The organism is Colwellia maritima, from assembly GCF_022669015.1.
In the GTDB taxonomy this organism is placed as follows: Bacteria; Pseudomonadota; Gammaproteobacteria; order Enterobacterales; family Alteromonadaceae; genus Colwellia; species Colwellia maritima.
This window is the reverse complement of record NZ_JAKKSL010000001.1, coordinates 751,496-765,956: the sequence shown is the minus strand read 5'-3', so window position 1 is coordinate 765,956 and position 14,461 is coordinate 751,496. Positions and strand designations below refer to the sequence as shown.

Annotated in this window: 15 protein-coding genes and 3 pseudogenes; 3 read left to right on the top strand and 15 right to left on the bottom strand. The window is 38.1% G+C overall.

What is annotated here, in order from left to right; all coding sequences use genetic code 11:
* Positions 1 to 21: 21 nt before the first annotated feature.
* From L3081_RS28900 to L3081_RS03835, 9 genes and pseudogenes are all read right to left on the bottom strand, one after another.
* On the bottom strand, positions 22 to 225 hold the full coding sequence (locus L3081_RS28900; protein WP_420839714.1) for a helix-turn-helix domain-containing protein: 204 nt from the start codon (positions 223 to 225) through the stop codon (positions 22 to 24).
* A gap of 606 nt (positions 226 to 831) precedes the next feature.
* Positions 832 to 1,380, bottom strand: coding sequence for a DUF6795 domain-containing protein (locus tag L3081_RS03865; RefSeq protein ID WP_242283625.1), 549 nt, complete (start codon positions 1,378 to 1,380; stop codon positions 832 to 834).
* A 444-nt stretch (positions 1,381 to 1,824) separates the two neighbouring features.
* Positions 1,825 to 2,687 (bottom strand): annotated as a pseudogene (locus tag L3081_RS03860) (YicC/YloC family endoribonuclease).
* Positions 2,688 to 2,778: 91 nt separating this feature from the next.
* Positions 2,779 to 2,916, bottom strand: coding sequence for a DM13 domain-containing protein (locus L3081_RS28895; RefSeq protein ID WP_420839713.1), 138 nt, complete (start codon positions 2,914 to 2,916; stop codon positions 2,779 to 2,781).
* 8 nt (positions 2,917 to 2,924) lie between these two features.
* Entirely contained in the window at positions 2,925 to 3,734 is an 810-nt protein-coding gene (locus L3081_RS26340) for a DM13 domain-containing protein (protein ID WP_274620315.1), read from the bottom strand.
* 167 nt (positions 3,735 to 3,901) lie between these two features.
* A pseudogene (locus L3081_RS03850) lies at positions 3,902 to 4,045 on the bottom strand (GMC oxidoreductase); the annotation flags it as partial.
* 701 nt (positions 4,046 to 4,746) lie between these two features.
* Positions 4,747 to 5,214, bottom strand: a pseudogene (locus L3081_RS03845) (GMC family oxidoreductase N-terminal domain-containing protein); the annotation flags it as partial.
* Positions 5,215 to 5,365: 151 nt separating this feature from the next.
* Positions 5,366 to 5,650 carry an NAD(P)-binding protein gene (locus L3081_RS03840; RefSeq protein WP_242283624.1) on the bottom strand — a complete coding sequence of 95 codons (285 nt, stop codon included), beginning with the start codon at positions 5,648 to 5,650 and terminating at the stop codon, positions 5,366 to 5,368.
* The gene (locus L3081_RS03835; protein WP_242283623.1) at positions 5,647 to 6,888 is read right to left on the bottom strand and encodes a gluconate 2-dehydrogenase subunit 3 family protein; all 1,242 of its coding nucleotides are present in this window, start codon (positions 6,886 to 6,888) and stop codon (positions 5,647 to 5,649) included. Before L3081_RS03835 ends, L3081_RS03840 begins: the two co-directional genes overlap by 4 nt.
* Before the next feature lie 144 nt (positions 6,889 to 7,032).
* Here L3081_RS03835 and rph point away from each other — a divergent pair, with 144 nt between their 5' ends.
* Together rph and pyrE are read left to right on the top strand one after the other, a co-directional pair.
* Positions 7,033 to 7,746: a ribonuclease PH gene (rph, locus tag L3081_RS03830; RefSeq protein WP_242283622.1), complete on the top strand. Its 714-nt coding sequence runs from the start codon at positions 7,033 to 7,035 to the stop codon at positions 7,744 to 7,746.
* A gap of 15 nt (positions 7,747 to 7,761) precedes the next feature.
* A complete protein-coding gene (pyrE, locus tag L3081_RS03825) occupies positions 7,762 to 8,412 on the top strand; it encodes an orotate phosphoribosyltransferase (RefSeq protein WP_242283621.1) in 651 nt (216 codons plus the stop codon).
* Positions 8,413 to 8,519: 107 nt separating this feature from the next.
* Here the strand turns inward: pyrE and L3081_RS03820 are convergent, their stop codons facing one another.
* From L3081_RS03820 to L3081_RS03805, 4 genes are all read right to left on the bottom strand, one after another.
* Entirely contained in the window at positions 8,520 to 9,524 is a 1,005-nt protein-coding gene (locus tag L3081_RS03820; protein WP_242283620.1) for a putative metalloprotease CJM1_0395 family protein, read from the bottom strand.
* 89 nt (positions 9,525 to 9,613) lie between these two features.
* Positions 9,614 to 9,886, bottom strand: a complete 273-nt coding sequence (locus tag L3081_RS03815; protein ID WP_242283619.1) for a hypothetical protein — start codon at positions 9,884 to 9,886, stop codon at positions 9,614 to 9,616.
* Between the two features lie 90 nt (positions 9,887 to 9,976).
* Positions 9,977 to 10,474: an alpha/beta hydrolase family protein gene (locus tag L3081_RS03810; RefSeq protein ID WP_242283618.1), complete on the bottom strand. Its 498-nt coding sequence runs from the start codon at positions 10,472 to 10,474 to the stop codon at positions 9,977 to 9,979.
* Positions 10,440 to 10,820, bottom strand: a complete 381-nt coding sequence (locus L3081_RS03805) for an alpha/beta fold hydrolase (RefSeq protein WP_242283617.1) — start codon at positions 10,818 to 10,820, stop codon at positions 10,440 to 10,442. Before L3081_RS03805 ends, L3081_RS03810 begins: the two co-directional genes overlap by 35 nt.
* Before the next feature lie 56 nt (positions 10,821 to 10,876).
* On the opposite strand from L3081_RS03805, the gene L3081_RS03800 reads away from it, so the two are divergent.
* Positions 10,877 to 11,635, top strand: a complete 759-nt coding sequence (locus L3081_RS03800; protein ID WP_242283616.1) for a ComF family protein — start codon at positions 10,877 to 10,879, stop codon at positions 11,633 to 11,635.
* Positions 11,636 to 11,683: 48 nt separating this feature from the next.
* On the opposite strand, the gene L3081_RS03795 is transcribed toward L3081_RS03800, so the two are convergent.
* Positions 11,684 to 12,376 carry a hypothetical protein gene (locus tag L3081_RS03795; RefSeq protein ID WP_242283615.1) on the bottom strand — a complete coding sequence of 231 codons (693 nt, stop codon included), beginning with the start codon at positions 12,374 to 12,376 and terminating at the stop codon, positions 11,684 to 11,686.
* Entirely contained in the window at positions 12,345 to 14,255 is a 1,911-nt protein-coding gene (locus L3081_RS03790) for a M14 family zinc carboxypeptidase (RefSeq protein ID WP_242283614.1), read from the bottom strand. The genes L3081_RS03795 and L3081_RS03790 overlap by 32 nt, the downstream gene beginning before the upstream one ends.
* Positions 14,256 to 14,461 lie beyond the last annotated feature (206 nt).

Here is a 14,461-nt window from a genome sequence, read left to right as displayed (position 1 = left end):
ACCTTGCCTTAAGTTTTGCCATTACCATTCATCCTGATGTTGCTCTTGATTAGTCAAACGTTGGGTTAACGGTTTTGTATGATCTATAAACTGTAATTTAACACCTAAAATAGAAAGCACTTTGAATAAGCGTTCTATTGTTACTTTTTGTGGCGCACTTTCGAGGGCTTGATAGCTTTGCCGGCTAATACCAAGTTTTTCGGCCGCTTTTTTGGGAAAGGTTATTCGTTTTTCTAAATCCGACTAATATAGGTTTGATTTGATCTAGGGTATTTATTGTGTAGTGCACGTTAACCACCAAAAACAATGTATAGGCTGTATTGATAAAAAACAGTATATAGACTGTTTTATGGAAAAACAACATATAAGCTGTTTTTTATACATTTAATCAATACGTGTATAAAATTTTATTTTTTTATATATGTTTTGCTACCTGTGCTGATTAAAAATACCAAAGCGAAGTGCTCAAGCACTATAAACATTATAGTAAGCATAACGTCACTAAAGCTAAACTATTGTTATGTTTATATTGGGATAAGAAATTCGACATCTGGGCACTTTAAAATTAATCCGCTATTTTGAATAATCAAAATAAAAATACACCTTTTACCTAACAGAGTCATACCGAGCAAGACAGACATAATAGTATCCAAAATAACTAAAAAAATGCCAATATAGACACTATAGTGTTTACAATGACAATAAACACTTACTGGCTCGTAATGAAAAGAGTCTATGTTGATAGAATCGACACGTTATAGCTTGTCGATTTTCTGATGTCATAGACTCTATCAGCAACGCTCGCTGCAGTGTCAAGTGATATTACTCCATTCATAATTTAACTGCCTTCCCTGTGCCTTGCTCTGTTAGTTTATTAAAATTACCATCATGGATGCGGTATTTTGTTTCATTATCAATATGTAACCAAATTGGTATATAATCCTCATCCCAACGGCAAATGCTAGAGGCTGTATGGTTAAGGTGCTTATTCTTGTTATTTTTGAACTGAAAACTCACGCGTTTATTGGTTAATTCGCAATTCAAAAAAGTGAGCTTTTTAGTAAATTCTGGCACTTCTTTATAGTCCCGAGGAGTTGCTATCCAAAGGGGAATGGGGGCTCCGTCACGATCAATAGTAATGTGTTGCGATACCCTGTCTTCTGAAAAAGGTTTGCTCGGAATGGAAGAGCGAATACTCTTTTGCGGAAAATAAAAATGCCCTTTATTATCCGTAATAGCTGTGTCTATATGATCTTTGCCATCGATATACATTAACGAACGTTTAATCTCAATACTAGCAACAGGTTCACCATTTTCGGTAACTATGCCATTGACTTCAGAACATAAAAATACGTCTTGTTTTTTAAACCAACCAAACATATCAACTCATTGACTTATAATAGGAAAAGCAAGCAGACATGGAATAAGTAATAACAAGATAAAACGAGGGCGAGAAAGAGATGTGCGTTTTCTGCGTTTATTCATTTGCTATCCTTGCTGAATATTTGTTGATATTTTATCCGAGAGATCAAAGGAAGTAAATATAACTCACTTTATTTTACCTAACGTAGCTTTTATAGCACATCTATCCTTAGAACTTAGGCTACAGTAATAAAAGTGGCGGTTACTAGTCTAAACTGAGTAATGAAAACTAATAGCACCAAAATATTTTCTAGCACTTTGAGTTTTTATGCATGTTTTGGCTGCCTTTACTGATGTAAGATATCAATAAACAGTACTCAAACACTAAGAACAACAAAGCCTCGATAATCGAGGCTTTTCTTAAATATAATGGCAATTTTTAACCGCTAAATACCTTTATTTTTACTCTATATTAGCGATCTGTTCTCTCATCTGCTCTATTAACACTTTTAATTCTACTGCACTAGCGGTTACGTCGGTGTTAATTGATTTTGAGCCCAATGTGTTAGCTTCGCGGTTAAATTCTTGCATCATAAAGTCTAAACGACGACCTTGTGCGCCACCTTTTTTGAGAATTTTTCTGGTTTCACTCACGTGGCTGTTTAATCTGTCGAGTTCTTCGGCAACATCCATTTTTTGCGCAAGCAGTACTAATTCTTGTTCAACACGGCCTGAGTCTAAATCAATTTTAGCATCGGTGAATTTTTCAATAATACGATTACGTTGCCACGCGATCACTTCTGGCATGTGTGCTTGTACTTTATCGGCTTCAAGCGCTATTGCGTCAAGACGTTGCTCAATCATAGCTTTAAGGTTTTCACCTTCACTTGCGCGCGCGGCAATAAAATCAGTAAGTGCGGCATCAAAGCCGCAAGTAGTTCAGCTTGTATTGCTGACATATCTTCTTCTGCTGATTCCATAACACCCGGCCAACGCATAACATCAAGCGGGCTTATTTGGCTGTTGAGTGTTTGTTCGTTAATCCAGTTGGCATGCTGAATTAGTTGTAGTGCGAGTTTTTCGTTAAGTGCTAACTCATTTTTGTTTGCTGCATTAGCATTAAAACGTAAATTACATTCTACTTTGCCGCGATTAAGCTGCTTACGAAAGCGCTCACGTAAAACAGGCTCTATGCCACGAAACTGTTCAGGTAAACGAAAGTAAGTTTCTAAAAAACGTTGGTTAACTGAGCGTATTTCCCAAACAGCATTGCCCCAATCACCTTTTATTTCGTGACGTGCAAAAGCAGTCATACTGTGGATCATATGTAAAAGTCCAATTAATAAATCATGGTTAGATTATGCCTGAGCAGAGCAAATCTATCCAGACATACACGCGACACAACAGTGGAAATAGTTAGGGTGTGAATTCCATTTGGCCAAAATTAGCCGAAAAATCAACACACCAGACACTTAAACCAGTGAAATCATCGAAGGTTTTACCATTGGGCAAGGTTAACGTTAAGCTAGTATTATCATAAAATGTACCGTTAATACGCTGACTTACAGCAAAGGCACTATCATCGCCATAATTATGATCCTTGCCGGATAAATATACACTTCAGGCCCACCACCGTCATAATAAAATTCACTAATACGTATAGTGCAATCATCAATGAGAGTCGCTTTACCAGAAACGTTGTGAGCTAAGGTATTGAAATTCCCACTCCATCCCACGTTACGATGAGTTTTAGCGCAGTTGCCCATAGCTTCCCCATTAAGGGCTTCAAGGGTTTGTTGAAAGTGGTAAATGGCTTCGTCGGCTGAAACTAACGTTAAATTTAAGGTGGTTGCTAGGGTTAACAAGCTATCTATTTGTTGTTCAAATAAATCTGACGAAACGTCAACCGTTATACCGCTTGTTAGCTCGTGAACTAGAGTAGGAATTTGAATGCCATTGCCGGCAATACCATCTAGATCTAAACTTTGTAACAGCCTTAATACATTCACCACTAAACTATTATTAATATCGTTTGTGTTAAACAAATTAAGTGGCGTAATCACACTAGCAGCATCTATTGTAGGAAAAGTAATACTACCAATCGAGAAAGTGACTTTTTCATTGGCTAAATAATTGAACTCACCTTGACTATTAGTAACACCGCTTTGTGTTTCTGTAGCGTACCTTAAGCCTGCTACTGGCGCGTCTACAAATGTACCCGTAAATTGTTGAGGCGATTCAGGGGTAGATTCTGGTGTAGAGGGTGTTGTAGGTGAATTAATAGCAACACTATCGTTACTTGAACTTCCGCCAGATCCGCCGCCACAGGCAAATAAAAAACAGCTTAGTACTATAATAACTATATTTTTCATAGGTAATCGCCTTAAATTTATAAAAGGATATAACAAGGTTATGACTTGTTATCAGTTATTCATAAGCTGATTATTACGGATCCATTGTGATACTTCCTCACAGAAGTATCACAATAGTCATTTTATTCTAATTTAGTGCGTTCATATTAACTATTAGCTATTAGTTATCAGCTATTCACTGATTTTTCCCATTTTGATTTGATAATATCTGCCACTCTAAAAGCATTAGCATAAATGGTAAATGTGTACGGTACACTGCCGCCCGTTGGCATGAATGAACCATCAGTAACAAAAAGATTATCGACTTCATGTGCTTGGCAGTTTTTGTTGAGTACAGAGGTTTTGGGATCATTGCCAAAACGACAACCGCCACCATTAAGTTAGTTGAGGGTGCACCACTAACCGATGATGAGATATTTTTTGCCCCTAACGCACTCAGTAGCTTTTCGCCTTTTTTAGCAAGGTATTCACCCACAGCTAAATCGTGGTTATGATAGCCTATACGTACTTTGGCAACAGGGTCACCCCATTGGTCGGTTACTTCATCATCTAAACTCACATAACAATCATCAGTAGGAAGCCAGTCATTAAACACTTCAAAACGTAACGTTTTATAACTAGTAAATTCATGTTTTAATGCGTGCTTTAGTTGTTCACCCCACACTAATTTTTCGTTGTCATTTTCATCATACTGCCATTGGTTGCCTCTTGCTCTGGCAATCGGGTTTTGATGAAAAAGAAAATCTATAGTGCCACCTTTAGCGCGACCGTCTTGGCTAATACCACTATTACTTTTTGACATCTGTTGAACAAATTGCTGATCATTAATTTGATACCAATCTTGTAACGCTCGATTAATAAAAGGACCTACCTGTTTTAATGCATTCGCTTTTTCTTCGCTTAATTCCGAAAAAATAAAATCGCCTTGCCCTGTGCCACCGCCACTAAACAGTAAATTTTTTCCAACTTGTCCATTATTATTGGCGAGTCCGTTAGGAAATTTTTCGCCTGTGGAGGCTAGTAGTAATCGTGAAGTTTCTACCGCCTGACAAGCAACAACGTAAATTTTAGCCTGAACCTGTTGTTTTCTACCTACTTGATCATAATAATGCACACTGGTTATTTTCCCCGCTTTATCAGTGGCGATTTTATACACTTTTGAATTAGGCTTAATGGTACAATTACCGCTAGCCACCGCATGATTAAGTAGTGCTGCCCGACCACTGCCTTTTGCACCGGAAGAACAACCATAACTACTACAATAACCTGAATATTCGCAGCTTTTACGACCCATATCTGGTTGTGACAAAATAGCTCTAGGTACAGGAATAGCATGATAGCCTATACTATCTGCAGCCTTATCTATCCATGATGACACGGGTAATTCGGCAACGGGAGGATAAGGGAAGTTGCTTGAACGTGGCTCTTGGTGAGGATGTTCAACAACACGTCCCGATACACCCACCTCTTTCTCTACCATGGCATAATATGGCTCTAGTTCACTATAACTAATTGGCCAGTCTACAATATTGGCACCGCTAATTTCGCCAAATTCTGACTTTAATCGAAAATCAATAGGCTTTAAGCGATGAAAGTAACCGCTCATAAAATTAGATGAGCCACCAACGACATTACCGTTCCACCAAACTCCAACCTGATTCACTCGTTGGTTGACCTTGCCAAAAACTATTGCCGTCCGCATCTTCGTATTCTTCTTCAATAACGTGCTGTTCATCAGCCAATTTAGGGTTGTATGCGTCGTGAAGGCTGACAGTTAACTCATCTTTAAAAAATTCTTTTTCTGTTAACCAAGGACCTTTCTCTAACACCAATACTTTAGCGCCGGCCTGTGCCATACGATAAGCAATTGGAGAAGCACCTGCGCCACTGCCGATAATACAAATATCAAAACTCATGATTCATTATCCTGATAATTTAAGCGGGTAAGTTTTATAATATTAGCGCGCGGTGGGAGTTCAAAATACCGTTGGCCTTTTTCGGGTAACGGAAAACCGGCTTTATGTTCAAGCCATTGCCACCCCACACCTTTAGGATTTCCACCATAAGCAGGTGGTGCTAGCATAGCTTGGAAAATATAGCCCAAAAGAGTATTCAACCAATTACGCCCTGCTCTTGATTGACTTATGCCTTGAAGTAGTTGCTCTTTGTCATGAAATGAAAGCGCCGAAAATGTTTGGCTTTTTTCACTCTTTGCATAACTATTAAGCCAACCAACCCCTTTGAGAATAAAGTCTTTTTCTTCTTGCTCTGTTGGCTGAACTGTCATCACTTGATATAAGTACGCCGTGGCATTGATATCTATAGCACTTGGTCCTGTTGTTGACTCAGGTAACAGGTGATTTAAGGTCGCATCAAGTGTTAGCCATGGGTCTTTTTTATTTAATAGCACGAATGACTCTTGTTGTTTAGCACTTAGATGAAACGTTGCTAACGCAGAAACTGCTCCCATTCCGACCGCTGATTTTAATAAATGACGACGAGATTGTTGTTTTTTATTAATGAAGTCTGGTGTTTGATAGTTTTTATCGAAAAATGATTTAATGAATAACACGCTATAGCTCCCCAGTTTTTGTTGAGTTAACGTGGCTTGCTCAGTAAGCAAGTAATTTTCTACCGACCATTGGTTTAAAAATGTCAGCCAATACTCTCTGGAATAGTCAGTGCCCGCTAATAATTCAGCGGTATCTTTTGATAACAGCATTTTGCCGTTTGCACTCGATACATACATATGTGGATAGCCTAAAACAGGTGGTAGTGCTTTCATGAAATCTGCATTTTCATTGCTATCGCTAACATTAATCTTAAGTAAAACAAAGTTCATGTGCAGTGTTTGATAAACATCGGGATTATGGCTTAAAAAGGTATCCATTTTATGGCACCAACTGCACCAATTGCCACCCACTTCGATTAACACCTGACGATTTGTTGCTTTTGCTAAAGCAAGTGCGGCAGTTGCATCGTTAAAGGGGTTTCGTTGATCGTCATAAACTTTACTGTACGCCGGTAAATTAAATTCGGGTAAATTGAACTGGGACAAATTGTTCTTTGGTGATTCTAAACTGTTTTTAGCCATTACTGGTGAAATAAACATCGCCAACAATGCTGTAAGGATAAGGGTTAATAATAATTTCATTTTATTCCAACGTTGTTTCAACAATAACAATTAAGCATGTATATAAATAACCAGACCTAGTTTTAGCTAACTATATTTCAAATTATTGCTTGCTGCATTATAATGCCCGCATATTTACTCTATTTTTCATTTTAGGAAGACATCATGCGTCCAAGCGGCAGAACATTAGGGCAAATTCGCCCTGTCACCATCACTCGCCAATTTACTAGCCATGCTGAAGGTTCAGTATTAATTGAATTTGGTGAAACCAAAGTTATTTGTACTGCCTCAGTTGAAGAAGGTGTACCGCGTTTTTTAAAAGGCCAAGGTAAAGGTTGGGTTACTGCCGAATACGGTATGCTACCTCGCTCAACTCATACTCGTATGCGTCGTGAAGCTGCCAATGGTAAACAAAGTGGACGCACATTAGAAATCTCTCGCTTAATTGCTCGTGCTTTACGTGGTGCTGTTGATTTAAAAGCTTTAGGTGAGAATACCATTTCTGTAGATTGTGATGTTATTCAAGCTGACGGTGGAACGCGTACAGCCTCTATTACGGGTGCCTGTGTGGCCTTAGTTGACGCCCTTAATTATATGCGCGCAAAAGATATCATTAAAACAAATCCACTTAAGTACATGATTGCTGCAGTTTCAGTGGGTGTTTACAAAGGTGAGCCAGTATCTGATTTAGATTACGCTGAAGATTCTAATGCAGAAACCGATATGAACGTAGTAATGACAGACACGGGTAAATTAATTGAAATACAAGGTACTGCCGAAGAAGAGCCGTTTAGTTTCGATGAAATGCATGCAATGCTAGCGCTTGCTAAAAACAGTATTAACGAATTATTTGAATTGCAAAAAACCGCTTTAATCTAAGTAGGAAAGAAAACAATGAAAGATTATCAACGTGAATTTATTGAGTTTGCTTTAGAAAAACAAGTATTACGCTTTGGTGAATTTACTTTAAAGTCTGGCCGTACTAGTCCTTATTTTTTTAACGCAGGTTTATTTAAAACTGGTGGTGATTTAGCGCGCCTAGGCCGTTTTTATGCCGCCGCTTTAGTTGATGCAAAAGTTGATTTTGACCTAGTATTTGGCCCTGCTTATAAAGGCATTCCCATTGCCACAACGACAACAGTCGCTTTATTTGATCAATATAATTTAGATGTACCCTATTGCTTTAACCGCAAAGAAGCTAAAACGCATGGCGAAGGGGGCTCTTTAGTTGGTGCCGATCTTAAAGGCAAAGTGATGTTAGTTGATGATGTTATTACCGGTACCGCAATTCGTGAATCGATGGAAATAATTAAAGCGCATAATGCTGAACTTTCTGGTGTATTAATTGCCTTAGACCGACAAGAAAAGGGCCAAGGTGAGTTATCTGCTATTCAAGAAGTGGAACGTGACTTTTCTACTCATGTTATTTCAATTGTAACATTGGCGGACGTTGTGACTTTCCTTAAAGAAAAGCAAGCAGATAATGCTGAATTGGCCACTAGCCTAGATCGCATTACTCAATATCGTCAAGATTACGGTATTTAACCTGAGCTCAGGTTATTTACTTTATCTTTAGACCTTTCACTAAAGGTTAAAACTAATAAAGCCTGCAACTTGCAGGCTTTATTATTTTATACCTTCCTATAACAATACTAAGCAGTTAGTTCAAAATTATTACTCGGTGGTTTTTCATATGCTTGGGTTATGCCCGCATAAAAACTTTCAATTCTTAAGGCACGTTGCACAAAAACATCTGGTTGTTCTGCTAACACTTCATCTTGGTTGTTAAGCGTTTTGTTCATTAACACGTCATATTCGTGTGCAGAATTATTGTCATTCTCTGCAGAAAAGCTTTTGGTGGTTGAAGCCGTTTCACTTTTATCAACACGACCTTGTTCCTCGCTTTTTACGCTACCCAATTCAGATAATAATTCGGCTTGCGCTTGAAGAATAACTTGTGTCGCTGTACTTGCCACCTGTGTATCTTGTGATGAAGGATTCATTGGTGCCAAGGCGGCAGCGTGCACTTTCTTCATTTTAGCGATAGTTGCACGGGGGTCACCATTCACTGGCGATAAGTCTACGGCAACTTCCCCATCTACTGCATACCTTTTTCCATCAGGACCATTTTCATACGACAAGTTAGGTGAGCCCGTAACCGAACCACCTACAGCAGCATGAGCTGCCTCATGCGCTCGAACTTCTTGATCTCTTTGTTTAAGCTCACTAATAATCCGTTCTTGTTCAACTGCTTGAGCGCTAGTTTGAGTGTCACCATTAACTGAATTGTTATTTTCTGTTGTGTCTGCGGTTCCATTAATCGCGCTAACTTCTCGATCGTCATTCTCTTCTTGATTATTTTGGCTGTGTGAGTGGTCATTGTGCTGACCGCTTTGATCTTGTTTTTGTTCTGCGATACTACTATTAGCTAATTCTGCTTGTTCTTTAATACTTACAAAATCTATATTGGCATTATTTTGAGCGGGTGTTCTGCTACGTTCACGATCAGAAGCGACCCCTTTTTCTGCTGCTGATTGGCTAGTAGCGGTCGGTTGGGTGATTATTTCTCGTTGGTTATTTTCACGGCGCAAGCTTTCCGTGTGCGGATTAAGCACGGTTGGAATAGATAAATTAGGCACTTGCGGGGTAATGTTCATAACTAAACTAATACTCAGTAAAGACTTAAGTTAATACTCATACTCAGTTAAAACTCAGCTAATTTTGACGACTTATTTTGTTCAGCAACTTACGCCGTTACATCAAGTAACGTACCTAAAGTATCATCCGCTGTTTTAATGACTTCAACAGAAGCCTTCGCTTGATACTCTGCCACTTTCAAGTCAACAATTGACTGATTAAGATCAGGTATTTTGTTCTCACTGCTAGCAGAGGCTGCATTGAGGGTGTTAGCCTCTGGCACAGTAGTTTCAGCGACTATATTTGCCGCAGCTTGGTTTGCCGTTTCTGTTGCGTTTTGAAAACCTTGTACACCGGAATTAAAAGCTGATTGGATTTCCATAAATCCTCCTTACGTTTACTACACCCTCTACTGTTTAATTATTAAACAAAAACATGAAAAAGTAAAGCTAAACCCTTAAAACACCTTGTTTTAAAACGTCTTCAAAAGCCAGTTAATCAGTATCGCTTTAAAATCATCAGCATGCGAAATAAATGGAGCATGAGAAGCTTGTTTAAAAATATAAACATCACTTTGCTGCGCAAGTTTGTTTACTTTTTCTATTATCGATTTAGGTACTAAACTGTCTGCATTACCATACATTCGGAAAAAAGGTTGAGTGATCAATTGCAGCTTTTCTCTATAATCACTGCTTTCTAATAACTGTAATGATTGATCAAGTGTCGCCTTACTTGCCATTTTATGCTGAAACACTAACTCACTAATAAGTTTTATATCTTGGCGAATATGCGGACTCCCCATTGCTTGAATTTTTAAAAAGCCGGTTATCGTTTTTTGTATATCCACGTGTAATTGTTGATGAAAAGCCGTGAGTACGCTTGGCTTAATACCCGGCCAACTTAATTGACTATTTTCGTCACATTGCGTTTTATCTTCAAGAAAACGAGGAGAGCTTGCCACCGTGATCAAAGCCGAGCACTTTTTCAGGATGGGATAGCGCCATCTCAGTAGCAATTAAGCCACCCAATGACCAACCTAAGTAAATGGCAGGTCGGTGAATAGTTGCAGAAATACTCTGACAAATATTTGCTAGCGTATAAGGGCTAACCACTTTACTTACATTAGTCCCAAAACCTGGTAAATCGACAGTAACTATATTAAATCTGTCAGTAAAATTTTGGGGTAAACTTGCAATAAGCGGCTGCCACACGGCTGAATTTAATCCCCAACCATGAAGTAAAACTAAAAGAGGTTTCTGACCCATTGCTACAGACTGAAAATCAGAAGAACTGGAAATATTGAGCGTTTCTGCCATGCTAATTTCTTGGAGAATAAATAAATTACGCTTATTTTACAAAATGGATGATAACAATGACATGGCAAACAGTCGATTGGCAAAAAAAAATTCAAACCTTATATAACAAACTTTTGTTGTCGTTGGGTCAATGTGATTTATGTGGTAATAACTTAAATAACTGCATCTTGCCTCAACAAACCTTAGTGTGTTCATCCTGCTTTGCTGATTTACCCCTTTTCAAACAAGCAATCGTTCAAGGTGACCTACTTAATTGGCCATCAATCAATAAGGCGCTACCCAACATCAATTTTGACCATTTAGTGTCTCTTTCTCCTTACTTACCCCCGTTTACCCAATGGTTGCCTCAACTTAAATACCAGGGCCGGTTTGAGCTCGCGTCGTTATTATCTACATTGTTAGCGCAGTTATTCACACAAGAGTCTTTCGAAAAGTACGCATTACCTTTTGACCTCATGCTTAGTGTGCCTCTTCATCCTAGAAAATGGCAAATTCGTGGCTTTAACCAAGCACATTTACTGGCAAAGCCGTTGGCTCATCATTTACAAATTCCCTATGATAGAACAGCTTTAGCTCGCGTTAAGAATAATAACAGCCAAGTTGGGCAATCGGGTAAGCAAAGAAGAAATAACTTAGTCGATGCTTTTATGCTAGTAAAAGCACTACCTCGTAATACAAAACATGTTTTATTGGTAGATGATGTGTTAACGACAGGTAGTACAACTAATGAAATCAGCAAAATATTAAAACGTGCTGATGTACGTACTGTGACTGTAGCGACAATTTGCTTATCATTACCGGAAACAAAAAATTAATGTGCTACGTAAGTAAAAACTTGTCTACTTACGTGATTTGTTAGAATCTTATTTTATGGTGGCGCTGAAGGTATCAGCAAAAAACAAACTATTCGCCAATAACTTCGCGCTACCTAACCAATAACCTCGAAATGCTAATACATCTGTTGTTGCAATAACACGTCCTTTACCATAATTATGGGCAACAAGTGCTGCGTTATAGGCCAAAAGATTCACTAAATTTTTATCTGCATAGCCACTGAGTAAGGGTTCCGAATTGTAAGATGCCACAGTAACAAACGATTGCGGTCCAGTATTCATCATTAATGTGCTATTTCTAAATAATGGGAGTGTATTGTTGGCATAACCAAAAGCAAGTGGATGCGAGGTATCAAGGGTTGTTGCAAAAATAGCACCCGCGATACGCTTCCTAGCACTCAGTTTCTTTTTATCTTGATAACTAAGCTGTTGGCTATCAAATAAATTGTCTATCTGTTTTTTATCAATAAAATTAACAAATAGTATATCTTCTTTTGCCAACCACTTAGCTGCTCGTTTTTGTGCAAACACAGTACCTCCCTGCTTTAACCAATGTTTTAATTGGCTAATATTACCATCAGACAATTGGCCGTAATCACCATCAACTAATATCAAATGACTATAATTCGCTAACTCTACATTGGCTAATCGAGAATGCTCAACAACACTCACGGGGATTTGTAATGTTTCATCAAGATAGTAACGAATTTCGCCGGACTTCATACTGAGAAATTTTATTCCCACCTAATAACAATACCTTAGGTTGTTTTACGGGCTGAAATGAATGGCTACCAAGATCAATTCCTTCGCCGGTTAATCCGCTATTGATGGTGAACAGTTCTATGTTGGTATTTTCTGCTAGCTCGGCTAAATTTTCACGCCAGTTTTGGGCTACCTGAATGCTTGCAGGAATAAGAATAGTTCCCCGAGAAAATGTTCTATTTTGATCGTTAACCTGGCTTACAAAACGTTGAGTTGCCACTTTAGTTTTGATATTTTTACTTTGTAATTGATTTAATAATTTAGGTGCTAAAAAATGATGCCATTCAAAAGCATAGGCGTAGTCAGTGCTTTGGGTAGTTATTTTGCTTACCCGTGTTATCTCTTTAGTCGACCAAGGTTTTTTAGCTAGCGATAGTCCCCAAGTACTGTCGAGTGCTTGAACATCAATATTCATGGCCAACGGCATAGTCCAACCTGACACATCATAAAAAGTATTATCTGGAAAATCTGTTTTCTGTTCAAATAATGCTTGTATTAATCGATATTGATTCTGCTCTAACGGCACATAATAACTAGTGTCTTTATTATAATTTTTACCTTTATAATTAAAATTATCACTTAACTGATACACGTTAATATGATGCTGTGTTAATTTTTTTAGTAGCGCATTTAAACGGTAAGGATCCTGAGGTTCGCTAAACAAGTAACCATCAAATTGCTCTTTTTTGGCTTGAGATATCGCTTGTTGGTAGAACTGCTTTCGATATGCTTTAAGCTCATTACGGTTGTCCCATGCTCCTTCAATCGTTGAAAGCGATGTTAATACATGATTTTGAATGCCATATTCAAAGGTGAGTAAACCATTAATTGTGTTCTGTTGCATACCACGAGCGGCTTGTTCGAATAATATGCCAATACTTCCGTTAATATCAGGGTAGGTAGAACCTTTACCATAATAAAAATCATCATAACTTTCTTCACTATAATATAGGCGCTGCGCTTGATCTAACGCTTTGGCATGATATTTTGCTAATGCTTTAGTGAGTGATATATTTTGTTTGGGTGTTAACGGATTTGTTCTACTGGGAATACCTGGCTGAAAGAAATAACTGCTGTTGGCCCCCATTTCATGATAATCACCTAAAACATGAGGTTGATATTGATGAAAATATTCTAGTCTATGCTCGCTTTCTTTCTGCGTTAACAATAACCAATCACGATTAAGATCAAACCAGAAGTGATTCGTTCTCCCGCTAACCCAACCTTGATGGTGCTCAATATGTTCTGGATCACCATTATTTGCAGAACCACGATAGGTATTAGCCCAATTCACAAACCGGTCCATCCCGTCAGGATTAATACTCGGCTCTAATACTATGATGGTATTTTGCAGTAGATCTTCAATATTTTTATCTTCGCTTGCCGCTAAATAATACGCGACAACCATGGCGGCATTTGCGCCACTAAGTTCATCACCATGAACGCTATAACCAAGCCAAATAACCAAAGGTTCATCTGTGGTTGATGCCTTTTTATTTTGATAAGGTATCCGTCTTTTAGCAAGAATAGTGTCTAAATTAGTTAAGTTTTCAGGACTAGAAATGGTAACTAATATTTGTTCTCGCAGCTGTGCTGTACGACCAATTGAGGTAATATTTATACGATTTGCATGTTGCGCTAATGTTTTAAAATATTGCGTTAATTGATCATGTCTTACATGCCGAGAGCCAATCTCAAAACCTAACGTCTCACTTGGTAAAGGTATTTCACCGTTAAAAGTAGCTTGTTTAGGTAAGTAGGCTTGTACAGGTTGAGCTCCAACAAAACAAGTAGGTAGTAGTAATAGTACAAAGAAAGCAATAGCGCGATAAAAAGACATAATAAATCCAAATTTAATGATCAGGGATAAAATAACAAATAAAAGCATAAAAATCATTAGCACATCGCAAGATTGCAGCGTAAAATGTAGATACTTGAGTAAAACACTCAAGTATACTCAAACCTTTTGGTTCTCATGAACACCGTATTTTGAGAAGGTTTGCGTATATTCTGTTTCAAAATAAAGAAAACAAGCGAGTTACTGTA

What these genes read in the sequence shown, in the direction of transcription:
- L3081_RS03820 (WP_242283620.1), bottom strand. Translation starts at nt 9,524, where the DNA reads ATGAACATTACCCCGCAAGTGCCTAATTTATCTATTCCAACCGTGCTT.
- L3081_RS26340 (WP_274620315.1), bottom strand. Translation starts at nt 3,734, where the DNA reads ATGAAAAATATAGTTATTATAGTACTAAGCTGTTTTTTATTTGCCTGT.
- rph (WP_242283622.1), top strand. Translation starts at nt 7,033, where the DNA reads ATGCGTCCAAGCGGCAGAACATTAGGGCAAATTCGCCCTGTCACCATC.
- L3081_RS03795 (WP_242283615.1), bottom strand. Translation starts at nt 12,376, where the DNA reads ATGAAGTCCGGCGAAATTCGTTACTATCTTGATGAAACATTACAAATC.
- L3081_RS03815 (WP_242283619.1), bottom strand. Translation starts at nt 9,886, where the DNA reads ATGGAAATCCAATCAGCTTTTAATTCCGGTGTACAAGGTTTTCAAAAC.
- L3081_RS03800 (WP_242283616.1), top strand. Translation starts at nt 10,877, where the DNA reads ATGACATGGCAAACAGTCGATTGGCAAAAAAAAATTCAAACCTTATAT.
- L3081_RS03790 (WP_242283614.1), bottom strand. Translation starts at nt 14,255, where the DNA reads ATGTCTTTTTATCGCGCTATTGCTTTCTTTGTACTATTACTACTACCT.
- L3081_RS03835 (WP_242283623.1), bottom strand. Translation starts at nt 6,888, where the DNA reads ATGAAATTATTATTAACCCTTATCCTTACAGCATTGTTGGCGATGTTT.
- L3081_RS03805 (WP_242283617.1), bottom strand. Translation starts at nt 10,820, where the DNA reads ATGGCAGAAACGCTCAATATTTCCAGTTCTTCTGATTTTCAGTCTGTA.
- L3081_RS03840 (WP_242283624.1), bottom strand. Translation starts at nt 5,650, where the DNA reads ATGAGTTTTGATATTTGTATTATCGGCAGTGGCGCAGGTGCTTCTCCA.
- pyrE (WP_242283621.1), top strand. Translation starts at nt 7,762, where the DNA reads ATGAAAGATTATCAACGTGAATTTATTGAGTTTGCTTTAGAAAAACAA.
- L3081_RS03865 (WP_242283625.1), bottom strand. Translation starts at nt 1,380, where the DNA reads ATGTTTGGTTGGTTTAAAAAACAAGACGTATTTTTATGTTCTGAAGTC.